The sequence below is a fragment of the Corynebacterium sp. HMSC072D12 genome (assembly GCF_001813925.1).
GTDB classification, from domain to species: Bacteria; Actinomycetota; Actinomycetes; order Mycobacteriales; family Mycobacteriaceae; genus Corynebacterium; species Corynebacterium aurimucosum.
This window is the reverse complement of record NZ_KV814418.1, coordinates 46,323-60,478: the sequence shown is the minus strand read 5'-3', so window position 1 is coordinate 60,478 and position 14,156 is coordinate 46,323. Positions and strand designations below refer to the sequence as shown.

Genomic DNA, 14,156 nt, shown 5'->3' with positions numbered 1-14,156 from the left:
CGGCTTGTCCGGGTTGTCCGGCTTGTCCGGAGTGTCTGGGCCCGTCGGCTTATCGCAGTTGCACTTGGTGCCAACGCGGATCTTGCGGTCCTGCTTATCCTTCGTCACCGTCTCGGTAGTCTCCGGATCGCCCACAGGCTCACCGTTTACAAGCTTCCAAGTCTTGGAAACTTCCTTCTCACCATTGACACCAGGCTGGTCCTCTTCGACCTTGCCCGCTTCGAGGTTCGGGTCGTACTCAATGATGGTCTCGTACGGAATCTCCTCGGTGTGCTTATCCGTCAGCTCAGTCTGGTTTTCAGCCGGACCAACCTCGATGATGCGCGGGGAAGGCTTGCTGATTTCCTCAGAAGACTCCTCCTTGCTCACCTCGCCGTTATCAACAGTCACCGTGACGGTGTGCTTGGTCTCACCAGGCGTGCCTTCTTGGACAACCTTGGTCTCACCCGGCTGCAGGTCCGGGTTCACGCGAATCTCGGTATCGTACGGGGTCTTCTCAGTCCATTCGACCTTGTCGGAAACAGGGTCAGTCTTGGTACCCACACGGATGACCGCGTTGCTCGGCTCCTTGGTGCGCTCGGTGGTCACGGTCGGCTCGCCGGAAGGCTTACCGTCCACGATCTTCTGAGTGGAAGTGACGACCTCAGTACCCAGCTCGCCCTGCTTATCGACGACCTGCTCGCCCGCCTTCAGATTCGGATCGAAGACGATTTCAGTCTCGAACGGAACAGACTTCTCCAGCTTGGTCACTACCTCGCTGTCGTCAATCTTCGGACCGTACTCGATGATCTGCTCAACCGGCTGCTTGGTTACCTGCTCGGTGGTGTTCACCGTGGAGGTGTTCTCCTTCGCGGTGAAGTCGGCTGTGAATTCCTTCTCGCCGTATTCGCCCTTCTGGACAACCTTCATCTCACCTGGCTTCAGCTCCGGGTTCACGCGCACGATCGTGTCGTACGGCAGCGGCGCAACCCAAGTTGCCTTGTTGGTTGCCTCAGCCGGCTTGGTGCCGACAGCGACAATCTTCTCAACCGGCTTCTCGATGATCTCTTCAGTAATCTCCGGGTCGCCCGGCTTGGAGTTGACGATGTCACGGTCGATCGTCACCTTCTTCTTGCCCGGCTTGCCTTCCTGAGTGACCTTGGACTCGCCCGGCTTCAGGCTCGGGTCGTAGACGACCTTCACCTCGTACGGAACCTCAGTCTCAATGGACTCAGTGTTCTTACCTGTGGTCTTGGTACCCACGCGGATGATCTGCTTGGTCGGCTCCTTGGTTCGCTCAGTGCTCACCTCAGGATCACCAGACGGCTTGCCATCCACGATCTTCTGAGTAGAAGTCACAACCTCAGTGCCAAGCTCACCCTGTTGGTCAACCTTCTGCTGACCCTCTTCAAGAGAGTCATCGAAAACGATCTCAGTCTCGAACGGAACCGGCTTTTCAACCTTGGTCACCACAGTGGTGTCCTCAGCGGCCGGACCGTACTCGATGATCTCGCTGACTGGGTCCTTGGTCTGCTTCTCCTCAGGCGTGACGGTTGCGTCATTGCCCTTGGCGGTGAAATCAGCGGTGTAGGTCTTCTCACCCGGAACACCCTTCTGAACAACCTTGATCTCACCCGGCTTCAGCTCCGGGTTCGGACGAGTCTCAACCTCGAACGGAATCTGAGCCTTCCACTCAACCTTCTCGGAAGTCTCCGACGGCTTGGTACCGACCTTGATCACCTGGTCAACCGGCTCTTCGGTGACCTTCTCCTCAACGGTGGCCTCGCCATCCGGCTGGGAGTTAGTGACCTTCTGGGTCACCGTGATGGTCTTCTTGCCCGGCTTGCCCTCGGTGACAACCTCAGAGGTGCCAGCAGGCAGGTTCGGATCGAACTCGATCTTCACACCGAACGGAACCTCAGACTCAACGTTCTTCTTGGTCTCACCGGTGGTCTTGGTGCCAACGCGGATCTTCGCGTTCTTCGGGGCCTTGGTCTGCTCAGTGGTCACGGTCGGCTCGCCGTCCGGCTTGCCGTCCTTGATCTTCTGGGTAGAGGTCACAACCTCGGTACCAAGCTCACCCTGCTCATCGATGACCTGCTCACCCTCCTCGAGGGAGTCATCGAAGATGATTTCGGTCTCAAACGGAACCGGCTTCTCAACCTTGGTCACCACAGAGGTGTCCTCGGCCGCCGGACCGTACTCGATGATCTGGTTAACCGGAGCCTTGGTCTGCTTCTCCTCCGGCGTGACCGTTGCCTGGTCACCCTTGGCAGAGAAGTCAGCGGTGTAGGTCTTCTCGCCCGGCACACCTTCCTGAACGACCTTGATCTCACCCGGCTTCAGTTCCGGGTTCGGACGAGTCTCGACGTCGAACGGGACCTGAGCCTTCCACTCAACCTTTTCGGAAGCCTCAGACGGCTTGGTGCCGACGGTAATGACCTCATCTACCGGCTTCTTGGTGATCTCTTCAGTGATCTGCGGATCGCCCGGCTTGGAGTTGGTGATATCACGCTTGATGGTCACCGTCTTCTCGCCCGGCTGACCCTTGGTGGTCACCTTGGACTCACCGGCAGGCATGTTCGGGTCGTACTTAACGACGACCTTGTATGGCGCCTCAGCCTTATAGGTCTCGGTGTTCTCACCAGTGGTCTTGGTACCGATGCGGATCTTGGCCTTCTTCGGGGCCTTGGTCTGCTCGATGTTGATGCTCGGCTCGCCGTCCGGCTTGCCGTCCTTGATCTTCTGGGTGGAGGTAATGGTCTGCTCACCCGGAACGCCCTCTTCGTCGACAACCTGCTCGCCGGACTCGAGGGTGTCGTCGTAAACGTACTCGATCTCGAACGGGACCTCTTGGGTCTTCTTGCTGGTCAGCTCCTGATCAGGGATGCCCGGGCCGACCTCGATGATGCGAGTGACCGGTTCCTTGGTGGTTTCTTCCTCAGCAACCTGAGCTTCAGAACCCTTGGAGGTGAACTTAGCGGTGTAGGTCTTCTCGCCGTTCTCGCCTTCCTGGATAACCTTCATCTCGCCAGGCTTGAGCTCTGGGTTCTCGCGAACCTCAGTCGGGTACGGAATCGGGAACGTCCACTTGACGTCCTTGGCACTCTCGGCAGGCTTGGTGCCGATGACAACGACCTCGTTCGTCGGCTCCGTGGTGCGCTCCCAGGTTCCGTCCTTGTTCATCTTCTCTGCGCCCGGCACACCCTCGGTCTCAACCTTGTAGGTGCCAGCAGGGATGGAGTCGTCGTACTTGTACTCAACATCGAACGGAACCTCACGCTTCGGGACGTCGATGACGTTGACCGTCGCGGTGGTGTTGTCCTTCGAGCCGTCTTCATAGGTCACGATGACTGGAACGTCGATCTTGTCGCCCGGCTTCGCAGTTTCCGGCGCGGTGGAGATGACGTTGCCCTTGTCATCCAGGCCAACGATCCAGTCGCCGTTTGCCGTCTTCACCTTGTAGGTCGGGTTGCCGAACTCGTTGTTCTCACCCGTGGCCTCAAGGCCCTTGCCCTTCGGATCAATAGTGAACGGCTTGTCCGCATCGAGGTTGATGTCTGCAGGCTTCTCGACGCCAATCGGCGAGGTCGCCGTACCACCCGGGTAGACCGTCTGCGACGGAACAACCGGCTCAGATTCCCAGCTATTGGTCAGCTTCACCACGGTGGTGACCGGGGCCTGGGTGGTCAAACCACCCGGGGCGTTAACCGTTACCGTGACGGTGTTCTTGTCACCCGGCTTGGCATCGGCCGGCGGCGTGGAGGAAACTTCACCGGTCTTCGGGTCAATGGAGTACTTCCAGCCGTTAACCTCCTGGGTAAGAACCGGCTTGCCATTCTTGTTACCGAAGGAGAACGTAGAGTTGTCAGGAGTGTCCTCAACCTGGTGCTTGACTTCCTGACCAGGAGCAGTGGTCTGAACGTTGTAGTTCGCCTCGATGTCGCCCTTGATGACGACGACAGTGCCTACAACCGTCTGTGGCTTCTGCTTGCCTTCATCGCTGTAGTGAGCCTGGACCGGAACATTGAGGATGTCGCCTTCCTGCGCACCCTTCGGAATCGTGGTCGTGATCTCACCAGTATTCTCGTCTACGTAGACAGTCCAGGTCTTGCCGTCCTTGCTGGTGAGGGTGGTTTCATTGGTTCCATCCTCGAAGGTGTAGCGCGTCGGGGCCTCATCGGTCGTGTTGCCGCTCAGACCACGCTCCGGGATCTCGGGAGTGAGGCTGACGCTTGCGTTCGGCTGACCAGTCTTGGTGTCGTACGTCGGGATCTTGATGTCCACGATCGCCTGGAACTGGGTCTCGATCTCATCCGTGGTCTGGTCCGGGTAGGTTGCCTTCACCTTCGGGGTAATGATGCTGCCCGGCGTGACGGTGTCATCTGCCTTCGCGGTAACCTTGCCGGTGTCATCGACGGTGACGGTCCATCCCTCAGGGACAGTGGACTGATCAATCTCGAACTTGGCCGGGTGGACCGGCTTGTGGCCCTTCATGATGGACTTGGTGCCCACCTGGGCGGTAATGTCCTCATTCAACTTGCCCTTGGATAGGCCAGGGCGCACGAGGTCTGTGACCTGGGTGTTGTTCGGATCAACAACCACGAGCAGTTCCAGCTTGTCAGTGGAACCGTTCGAGTACTCCACCGTAACAACAGGGCGTGCAAAGCTACCCGGCTTCGGCTCTTCCGGAGCGGTGACGGTGACGTTGTAGTCATCGTCGATGTCGACGGTCCAGCCCTCGTAGACGTACTTCTCGTCCAGCTCAACCTTGGCCTCGTAGCCGTTGTCACCCTTCTTCTTGGCCAGCTCCTTGATCAGGTCAGGGGTCTGGGTGAAGGTAACTTTCTGCGGCTCGGTAGCAAGAGGGCCGGTAGCACTATCGACGCCGGAGATGATCGCAGCGTCCGTCTTGTCGTACTTCGGGTCGTGGTACTCGGTGTCATCCAGCGAGAACGCCTTAGAGTCGATGACGTTCGCCTTGCTGTAGCGTGTCAGCGAGTTGGAGCTGTCGAAGGCCTTATTTTCGCCCCATTCGTTGTTGTGGTCAGCAGCGGCCTGGAGTTGGTCAACGGTACGCGGCTTCGCCAAAACGGAGAAGTTGACGTTCTTGTCGGTCGCCAGGTCAGTACCGCGGTACTCCGGCCAGGTGAAGTAGATGTCACCGGTCTTTTCGTCGATACGCAGGTTCTGCGTACCACCGGAGGCTTCCGGGTCGGTGGTGCCGATGAACTTGCCGTTGCCGTCATAGGCCTCCACGACCATGCGGGACATGGAGTCGTCCTCGCCGTCGTTCTGCACAGCAGGAATGTTGACGGTACCGACCTTGGTTTCGTCACCGGGCACGATGACGTGCTTCTCCCAGTTCTCCCACGACACCGTAATCGGGTTACATTCAATGTTCTCGCTCGGCCACGGGTTTACAGTAGCGCTGAATGCAGAGCTGTCACCTTCCGTGGCTTTCAGGCCCGAAGGATTGTCCTTCTTGTAGTTGCTCTGCCAGGCGTAGCGCACGGGATTCTCGGCAGTGGCCGAAGCGAACTGCTTGACCTTCTCAGCAGTGAGATCTGCGTAGAGATTTAGGTTTCGTTGGTCGCGAGAACCAGTAATTTCGATGCTTTCGTCAGCCTTGTGCGTGACGCTCTTGTCAAGGAAGGTCTGGCCGGCCTCCATTGAAGGCACATTGCCGGTACCCAAGACCTTGCCAAGGTTCGCGCCATTGGTGAAGGACCAATCGGCGAATGTGCGGTCCTTCGAGTTATCAAAGGAGACGCTTAAGCCCCACAGGGTCTTGTCGGGGCTATCTGTACCTGGCTCTAGGGTGTTCCAGCTGAAACCAGCCTGGCTGTGGTTAGCGGTGTCGGTCTCTGAAACAACACATGATCCGGCCGGCAGGTCGGAGGCCTTCTGGGCGCCCTTCTCTACCGCGCCGGACTTGTCGCGGATGCCGCCGCTCAGCGTGGCAGCGGTGGCCTCGGGCATCACCGTGTTAAAAGAGGTGATGCTCAGCCCACTGAGCGCGAGTGTAATAGCAGAAAGAGCTGCCACTCCTTTACGGGAAGAGCGTCGCCGAGCGGCGCCGTTCCTTGATGCATTCATTCTTTAGGTCCTTTCAAATGCAGTACCCTGCTCCACCCCCACAGTGCGGAAACCCGAAAGCCGCGGAGACCTCTCAGGACAGTTCCTCACAGATTTCCTAGAGAGGTGACAGGAAAAAGGCAGGTGAACCCTAAAAATAATACCCTCCCACACATAAAGTCGCAATAAAAAAGGGATTTTACCTGCAATTTTTAATAATAAACACAACTATATGGAAAGTATAGATTTCCCAGAATCGCCAGCTCTGTGAGATACTCTCCGGTTTCTGCACGTAGAAGGCGGGCGGTGCGGGGAGACGTCGCCAAGCAGGGCGTGCCCATCGCCGTTTTATACAGTCCTAGGTTGTCCCCCTGGCGCCGAGGACTGCGTCCCCTAGCTTGTCACTTCTAGGATTCCTCGTGGACCAAGTCGGACCCGCCGGACGAGTTGGAGTCTCCTTCCTCGTTGAGGTTCTGCATGAGGTTGGCCTCCATCCAGGCACGCACGGCCGCCTCAAAGTCCTCGGCATCTTCCACTTCCTGCACGACTTCATCAAGATCCTGCGTGGTGAGGAACTTGGTAAAGGAGGCTATCTCCAGCTTCTCATCGCGGTTGAATAGCCCGTCTTGGTAGACCACGACGTAATTCTGTGGAAGCTCCGACTTAGAGCTAGGGCAACCTTCAGCACCGGCTGGCTCCACCACGGAGACCTCTGGCGGCAAGGAGGCCATGAGAGCGATGTGGGTGCGCTCCAAAAAATCCACGTCCTTGGTGCCTTCTTCCTTGGCAGCCACGTAGTCCTTGGAAACCGCGCGGGCTTCCTCCGGGTTGTAGACGCTTAAGAATTCACCCGTGCAGCCGACGAAAAAGTTGCCATTAGTGCTTACCCCGCTGACATGCTCCCCTCCCTGGCGCACCAGCATTGGCTTCTGAGAAACGGTAGCCGCGCGTCCCTCATCGCGCAGGGTCTGGCGATAGATCTCCGCCAGCACGCGCTGCTCATGGGAAGTCGGATCAATCATGATGGTGATCGGCGCCGAGTTCACTGGGTTCGGTTCCGGCTTGGGTTCATACCCAGAGCAGGCGCTTAACGACGCCCCCACAACCCCCACCAAGGCCACCCCAACAATGCGGGCGAAGGTGCGGGAATGTGCAATAAGGCGGGGCATCAGAATCAGGCGCATTCTTTCTATTCAACCGGACATGTCGAGCACACATGTCGCTGTTCTTCAGGGTCCAAAGTCCGCAGCGCTGGGCCGCAGCATCTGGCTGAATTTTACACGCCCCGCTGGCCAGACGGCGGGGTGGCTCTCCCCGATAGCACGTGACTAGACTAATGCCCGTTATGACTAGCGCTATTACTGAATCTTCCGTTCGCGACGCGCTCACCCGCGTCGATGACCCAGAAATCGGCCGCCCCATCACGGAGCTCGGCATGGTGAAGTCCGTGACTGTTAACGGTTCGGACGTGGATATCGAGCTTTATCTCACCATCGCCGGCTGCCCGATGAAGGGCACCATCGAGTCCAATACCCGCGCGGCCGTCGCAGAGCTCGACGGTGTCGGCGACATCAGCATCTCCATGACGCCGATGAGCGACGAGCAGCGTAAAGAACTCAAGCAGAAGCTGCGCGGCGGCCAAGCCGAGCCGGAGATCCCCTTTGCCAAGCCGGAATCCACCACCCGAGTCTTTGCGGTGGCCTCCGGCAAGGGTGGCGTGGGCAAGTCTTCCGTTACGGTGAACCTTGCCGCGGCCTTGGTCAAGAAGGGCCTCAAGGTAGGAATCGTGGACGCCGATATTTACGGCCACTCCGTCCCCAGCCTGCTGGGTTCCACGGCGGGCCCCACAGTGCTTGACGACGAAATGCTGCTTCCCCCCATCTCCCACGGCATCAAGCACATTTCGATTGGCCAGTTTGTGGAGGGCAACGCGCCCGTCGTCTGGCGCGGGCCGATGCTCCACCGCGCCCTCCAGCAGTTCCTCGCGGACGTCTTCTGGGGCGACCTGGACGTGCTCCTGTTGGACCTGCCGCCGGGTACTGGCGACGTTGCCCTGTCGGTGGCCCAGCTCATCCCGAATGCTGAACTGCTGATTGTGACCACCCCGCAGGCTGCTGCGGCCGAGGTGGCTGAGCGCGCCGGTTCCATCTCGCAGCAAACGCGCCAGCGCGTGGCCGGCGTGATTGAGAACATGGGTGCGATGGTCATGCCGGATGGCTCCACCATGGATATCTTCGGCTCCGGCGGCGGCACAGTGGTGGCCGAGCGCCTCAGCGTGCTGCTGGGCCACGAGGTTCCTCTCCTATCCAGCATCCCGCTGGATCCGAGCCTGCGCGCGGCTGGCGATGCCGGAACCCCCATCGTCATTTCCGCGCCCGACTCCCCCGCTACCCAAGCCATCACCAAGGTGGCGGATTCCATTGCGGTGCGCTCCGATTCCCTCGTGGGTAAGAAGCTCGGCTTGGGTGTGACCCGCAAAGGCTAAATAGCCTTTAGGTGACATCCTCCCAGGAGGAGCTGCCCTCGCCGGTGGGCGCATTCCCACCGCGCGGGGGCTGTGTCGTTTTAGTCGCCTTCTCCCCCGTCGGCTGTTGTACTCCGGCGTTCAGGTCCGGGTAGACCTGCGAATAATCAAAAGTCGGCCGGCCAGGGGTCTGCTGCGGCGCTGGCTGCGCCAGACCCTGCTGCGTGTGCGCGGGTTGGTTGTTCATATCCGCATCGTGCTCATACGGGCTGGTGCTCTTCTTGATGTCCTCCGCCATCTTCTTGGGGTTGAAATCATCCCAGGCGGAGTCGTCGCCGTCGAAAAGCGCCTTGGTAATGACCCCGCGCGGTCCCATCCGCGTCCACTCCGCCGCCTGACTCAAAGGCACCCGGAGATCGTCGAACTCCGCGCCGAGACCGCTCATCTCACCGTTGAGCTCCGCCTTGGCATTCGCAATGGCCTTGCGCGCCGCGTAGATAGCCGCACGGACATCCATGATCACGCCGGGCAGGCGCTCGGGACCGATGATCACCAGACCCAGCAGCACGATGACAAGGATCTCTACCCAACCAATTGAGGAAAACACGAAACTATCTTAACTACTTAGCTAGTGGTGACTGGGCGACGGGCGCGCGGGAGGCTTCGGGGTTTGAGTTATCCCCTTTGGTTGTGCCGGATGGCGCGCACGACCATCTCCACCTTGTCCAGAAAGTCCTGGCGTGGCTGGTGCGTGGGCGCTTCCGCATCCGGCCCGGGGCCGGCGCCCTGGTGGGCGATGCCCGCGAGCTTCGCCATGAGTGAATCCGGCGCCTTGACGTGGGATTCCACGCTGCATTCGCGCACCCACTCGGCAGCATTGCGCTGGTGGTGAATTTCTGCGCGGCATTCCGGGCAGTGCACGAGGTGGATGCGTACGCGGTGGGCATACTTGGCCGGCATTTCGCCGTCGACAAAAGCGACGACCGCCTCGGGCCCTAAATGGCCGATAGTATCTGCCCGCTGGGCGCGGGACTTTGCCTTATCGCGGACTTTGGCTTGGGCCTCGGTGAAGAACCCGGACAGGCTCAGGGAATGCCCGTCGCTGCTATGTCCTTCTGCTTTCACCTCAACGTCACCTCACCTCAGTGCATGCTCTTCTGCAGTGGCCTAGTGCTTAGCTGCGGGAGTCTAGCCCTCTAAGATTCAAACGCGGCCCAGTCTAGCGGGTACGCAGCAGGCTGCGCGTGTCTGCGTTTGTCTGGGCTTCCTTTTCCAGCGCGGCACGCAGCTGGGAGCGGCCGCGGTGGATGCGCGAACGCACAGTACCCATCTTCACGCCGAGGGTTTCAGCGATTTCGTCGTAGCTCATGCCCACGACATCACAGAGAACCACTGCCACACGGAAGTCCGGCGCCAGGTTATCCAGGGCTGACTGCAACGCCGGATCCAGGTTGGCCACCGTATAGGCCTGCTCCGGGGTCATATCTGTACCTGGGACACGCTCATAATCCTCCGGCAGCGCCTCCATGCGGATCTTGGAGCGGTGGCGGACCATATCCAAAAAGAGATTGGTGGTAATCCGGTGCAGCCAGCCCCCAAAGGTTCCTGCTTGGTACTTATCCAAGGAGCGGAAGACGCGCATGAAGGTTTCCTGCGTGAGGTCTTCGGCATCGTGCTGGTTACCAGACAGGCGATACGCCAAGCGATAGACATCATCGGCGTGCTCAGCTACGAGCTCACTCCACGAAGGCATCTCGGCCTGGCCGGCGTCGAATGCAGCGGTTCCGGTCAACTCCTCAACTTCAGCACTGACAGCATGGCTGCCAGTGGCAGAGGAATCGGTGGAACGGTGAGCGTGCTCAAACTCGCGCTGCTGTGTGGTCATGGCGAATATCTTTCTATAGTGCGCGTCGAAACTCCAGCCACGGCCCTGTGAGCAGCCTGTGAATCCGTCACACCTCTTACATGCGCTTCTTGCGTCACAGCTGAGGAGAGTTGCGGGCGATTCTCGGCACGCAGCTGAGGCGATTTCACTATGGTTTTCTTTGTGACTACTACGGCTTATGACGCAATGCGTACCTATATCGAATCCACCAGCGAGGTCTCCGAGGTGCTCGCCGGCGCCCGCGCCCATGCGGAGGAGTACGGCCTGCCGGCCCCGGATGAAGCCACCGGCCAGCTGCTCAGCACGCTCGCGGCGGCTTCATCCGGCACCACCTCCCGCCCGCAAGCGGTAGCGATCACTCCCGCAGCATCCGTCGTGGGCCTCTACTTGCTCGCCGGCATGCCGGAGAACGGAATCCTTACCTGCATTGACCCGGAAGCCGAGCACCAGGCCAGCGCCAAGAGAACTTTCCGCGAGGCCGGCTACTCCCCTAGCCGTGGGCGCTTCTTGCCCTCGCGTCCCCTCGACATCATGGGCCGCCTAGCCAATGACACCTACCAGGTGATTTACGCCGAGGTCCCAGCGCTCGATATGCCCGCGCTGCTCAAGGCCGCTTGGCCTCTACTGCATCAGCACGGCACCTTGGTGTTGGCCAATGCGCTTCTCGACGGCACCGTCGCCGACCCCTCCCGCACCGACCGCGACACCGCCGCCGCCCGCGAGGCCGACGAATACGCTCGCTCTCTCGAGGGTGCTGCCGTCACTCGCCTGCCGTATGGGGCGGGCCTAACACTCATCACCAAGCTGTAGTCGCCTTCTGAAACTGCCCGATCTGCCAAAACCATCGCCCGTTTTTCGATCGGCACGGAGATTTTCGTCATCTAGGGCACCGTTGGTTTAGCCACTGATACGTCTCCGAGCTAAACCCCGCCCTGTGTCGTCGGTGTCCTTTTTGCGCCGACTTTTTATTCCTTCTCCGTTCCCCCCACCCTTCGCGCTCACCGTGGGGGCTTCGCTAGGCGGGCTGCGCGCTCTCGGTGAGCGCGAAGGGAGTGTACTGAAAGGTGCGGTGTTGCAGGGCGTTGTTGCGCAGGCTCCTGAAGCATTCCGAGACTCGTCGGCGCCACCAAAACCACGAAAGGCGGACGTGGAGTGGACTTCAATCCACCCACACGCCCGCTAAAGGCGCTGCGCTGTCTCGCGGCTTAGACCTTTACGTTCTTGCCCACGACAACCACGCCGCCCTCAGACACCTTGAATCGCTCCTCATCGCGCTCGCGGTCAACACCAATGATGGCCCCGTCGCTGACCACCACGTTCTTATCCAAGATGGCATGACGAACTACCGCGCCCCGGCCAATGCGCACGCCTGGCAGGATGACGGAGCCTTCCACCGTCGCGCCATCCGCCACGTGCACGTCTGAAGCCAACACGGAGTTGCGCACCGTACCACCGGAGACGATGCAGCCCGGAGCCACCATCGAAGACTGCGCAATACCGTTCTGCACAAACTTCGCCGGCGGGAAGTTGGAATCATCCGTGGAGTGAATGGGCCACGAACGGTTGTACAGGTTGAAAATCGGGTGCACCGAAATCATGTCCATGTGTGCCTCATAGAAGGAGTCGATGGTGCCAACATCACGCCAATAGCCATGGTCACGCTCCGTGGCACCGGGCACCTCATTGGCCATGAAGTCATAAACATGCGCCTGCCCACGCTCCACAAAATAAGGAATGATGTTGCCGCCCATGTCATGTGCGGAGTCCTCATCCTTTTCGTCTTCCAGCAAAGCGTCGATAAGCGCCTGCGTGGTAAAGACATAGTTGCCCATGGAGGCGTAGGTCATGTTCGGGTCGTCCGGGGTCGCCGGAGGATTGGCAGGCTTCTCGACGAACTCCGTAATCGTACCCATCCCATCCGCCTGAATGCAGCCAAAGGCAGAAGCCTCAGAACGCGGGACGCGGATGCCCGCCACCGAGCAGTCCAGGCCAGTCGCGATGTGCTCCTCCACCATCTGCGCTGGGTCCATGCGGTAGACGTGGTCAGCACCGAAGACGATGACATAATCCGGCTTCTCGTCATAGATGAGGTTCAGCGACTGCAGGATCGCATCGGCCGAACCGTTGTACCAGCGCTTACCGCGGCGCTGCTGAGCGGGCACGGAAGCGATGTACTGCGGAGTCGGACCAGACAGGTTCCACGCTTGGGAGATGTGGCGGTCCAGAGAGTGGGACTTGTACTGGGTCAGCACAGCAATTTTGAGGAATCCGGCGTTGACAAGGTTCGACAGCACGAAGTCGATCAGGCGATAGGAACCACCGAAAGGAACGGCGGGCTTAGCGCGGTCTTCCGTCAGCGGAAAGAGGCGCTTTCCCTCGCCGCCGGCAAGGACAATAGCAAGGACATTAGGAAGGCTTCTCACACCACCCAATTTATAGACGTTTTCTGGATCGCGCAGAAGAAGTGCGTTTGTTTCTACCCCCCCATTGTCCACCTCACACCCCGCCCGCTGCTTTCCGACGAACCACCGCACCGACCTGTCCATCAAGGTTTAGCGCGAGCTGTGGATAATCCGTATTCTGGCGAGTATGAGAGCCGGAATATTTTCTAAGGAGTATCCGCCAGAGATTTATGGCGGAGCGGGCGTCCACGTCGCAGAGCTCACGCGCTTCATGCGCGAGATTATTGATGTCTCTGTGCACTGCATGGGTTCTGAACGCGATGAGAAGGACGTCTTTGTACATGGCATTGATCCTGCGTTGAAGGAGGCCAATGCCGCCGTGCAGACGCTTTCCACGGGTCTGCGTATGGCCAATGCCGCTTCTGATATCGATGTGGCTCACTCCCATACCTGGTACACCGGTCTAGGTGGCCACCTTGCCGGCCGCCTATACGGCATCCCCCACGTGGTCACCGCGCACTCGCTCGAACCGCACCGCCCATGGAAGCGCGAGCAACTCGGTGGTGGCTATGAGATCTCCTCGTGGTCCGAGAAGAACGCTATGGAATATGCCGATGCCGTCATCGCCGTGTCGGCCGGGATGAAAGATTCCATCTTGGATGCCTACCCCCGCATTGACGCCGACAAGGTCCATGTAGTCCTTAACGGCATTGATACTCAGGTCTGGCAGCCGGGTGAATCCACGGTGCTGGATGAGCTGGGCGTCGACAAGCAGCGTCCCATCGTTGCCTTCGTGGGCCGGATTACTCGGCAGAAAGGCGTCAAGCACCTGCTCAAGGCTGCCCAGAGCTTTGATGCAGACATTCAGCTTGTGCTGTGTGCTGGCGCGCCGGACACACCGGAGATTGCGGCAGAGACCGAAGGCCTCGTGGAGGAACTGCGCAAGCAACGTGACGGCGTGTACTGGGTCAAGGACATGCTCTCGCGCGAGCAGATCAAGCAGGTCTACTCCGGTGCGGACGTTTTCGTGTGCCCCTCTATTTATGAGCCGCTGGGGATTGTCAACCTTGAGGCAATGGCCTGTGGCACCGCGGTTGTGGCCTCCAATGTGGGTGGCATCCCTGAGGTCGTCGTGGACGGCGAAACCGGCGTTCTGGTCAACTATGACGTAAATGACGAAGCCACCTTTGAAGCTGATCTGGCTGCCGCTGTGAACCGTGTCGCCGCCGATAAAGAGCTGGCATTACGCTTCGGTTCCGCCGGCCGCCAGCGCGCCATCGAGGACTTCTCGTGGGCTACCATCGCGCAGCAGACCGTGGACATTTACCGCTCGTTAATGTAGGAAGGA

At 59.5% G+C, this 14,156-nt stretch carries 9 protein-coding genes; 3 read left to right on the top strand and 6 right to left on the bottom strand.

Annotation, left to right across the window (positions count from 1 at the left end; translation table 11 throughout):
• Nucleotides 1–6,078, bottom strand: a 6,078-nt coding sequence (locus HMPREF2943_RS11820) for a G5 domain-containing protein (protein ID WP_168166191.1), incomplete at its 3' end; no start/stop codon positions are given.
• Nucleotides 6,079–6,464: 386 nt separating this feature from the next.
• The gene (locus HMPREF2943_RS11815; RefSeq protein ID WP_070645250.1) at nt 6,465–7,241 is read right to left on the bottom strand and encodes a hypothetical protein; all 777 of its coding nucleotides are present in this window, start codon (nt 7,239–7,241) and stop codon (nt 6,465–6,467) included.
• A gap of 161 nt (nt 7,242–7,402) precedes the next feature.
• Between HMPREF2943_RS11815 and HMPREF2943_RS11810 the strand changes: the two genes are divergently transcribed.
• Nucleotides 7,403–8,542: an Mrp/NBP35 family ATP-binding protein gene (locus HMPREF2943_RS11810; protein ID WP_210398911.1), complete on the top strand. Its 1,140-nt coding sequence runs from the start codon at nt 7,403–7,405 to the stop codon at nt 8,540–8,542.
• 7 nt (nt 8,543–8,549) lie between these two features.
• Here HMPREF2943_RS11810 and HMPREF2943_RS11805 read toward each other — a convergent pair whose 3' ends face one another.
• The 3 genes from HMPREF2943_RS11805 to sigE form a co-directional block, all read right to left on the bottom strand.
• Nucleotides 8,550–9,128 carry a twin-arginine translocase TatA/TatE family subunit gene (locus tag HMPREF2943_RS11805; RefSeq protein ID WP_070711806.1) on the bottom strand — a complete coding sequence of 193 codons (579 nt, stop codon included), beginning with the start codon at nt 9,126–9,128 and terminating at the stop codon, nt 8,550–8,552.
• 68 nt (nt 9,129–9,196) lie between these two features.
• Nucleotides 9,197–9,646: an anti-sigma factor family protein gene (locus tag HMPREF2943_RS11800; protein ID WP_070711804.1), complete on the bottom strand. Its 450-nt coding sequence runs from the start codon at nt 9,644–9,646 to the stop codon at nt 9,197–9,199.
• Nucleotides 9,647–9,740: 94 nt separating this feature from the next.
• Nucleotides 9,741–10,406, bottom strand: coding sequence for an RNA polymerase sigma factor SigE (gene sigE, locus HMPREF2943_RS11795; RefSeq protein WP_070443151.1), 666 nt, complete (start codon nt 10,404–10,406; stop codon nt 9,741–9,743).
• 162 nt (nt 10,407–10,568) lie between these two features.
• Between sigE and HMPREF2943_RS11790 the strand changes: the two genes are divergently transcribed.
• Nucleotides 10,569–11,216, top strand: a complete 648-nt coding sequence (locus HMPREF2943_RS11790) for an O-methyltransferase (protein ID WP_070443206.1) — start codon at nt 10,569–10,571, stop codon at nt 11,214–11,216.
• 395 nt (nt 11,217–11,611) lie between these two features.
• On the opposite strand, the gene glgC is transcribed toward HMPREF2943_RS11790, so the two are convergent.
• On the bottom strand, nt 11,612–12,829 hold the full coding sequence (gene glgC / locus HMPREF2943_RS11785; RefSeq protein WP_070443154.1) for a glucose-1-phosphate adenylyltransferase: 1,218 nt from the start codon (nt 12,827–12,829) through the stop codon (nt 11,612–11,614).
• Between the two features lie 166 nt (nt 12,830–12,995).
• Here glgC and glgA point away from each other — a divergent pair, with 166 nt between their 5' ends.
• On the top strand, nt 12,996–14,150 hold the full coding sequence (gene glgA, locus HMPREF2943_RS11780) for a glycogen synthase (protein WP_070711802.1): 1,155 nt from the start codon (nt 12,996–12,998) through the stop codon (nt 14,148–14,150).
• The last annotated feature ends 6 nt before the right edge of the window (nt 14,151–14,156 follow it).

Excerpts from the sequence above, each read along its gene's own strand:
- HMPREF2943_RS11815 (WP_070645250.1), bottom strand. The coding sequence starts at position 7,241 with ATGCGCCTGATTCTGATGCCCCGCCTTATTGCACATTCCCGCACCTTC.
- HMPREF2943_RS11810 (WP_210398911.1), top strand. The coding sequence starts at position 7,403 with ATGACTAGCGCTATTACTGAATCTTCCGTTCGCGACGCGCTCACCCGC.
- sigE (WP_070443151.1), bottom strand. The coding sequence starts at position 10,406 with ATGACCACACAGCAGCGCGAGTTTGAGCACGCTCACCGTTCCACCGAT.
- glgA (WP_070711802.1), top strand. The coding sequence starts at position 12,996 with ATGAGAGCCGGAATATTTTCTAAGGAGTATCCGCCAGAGATTTATGGC.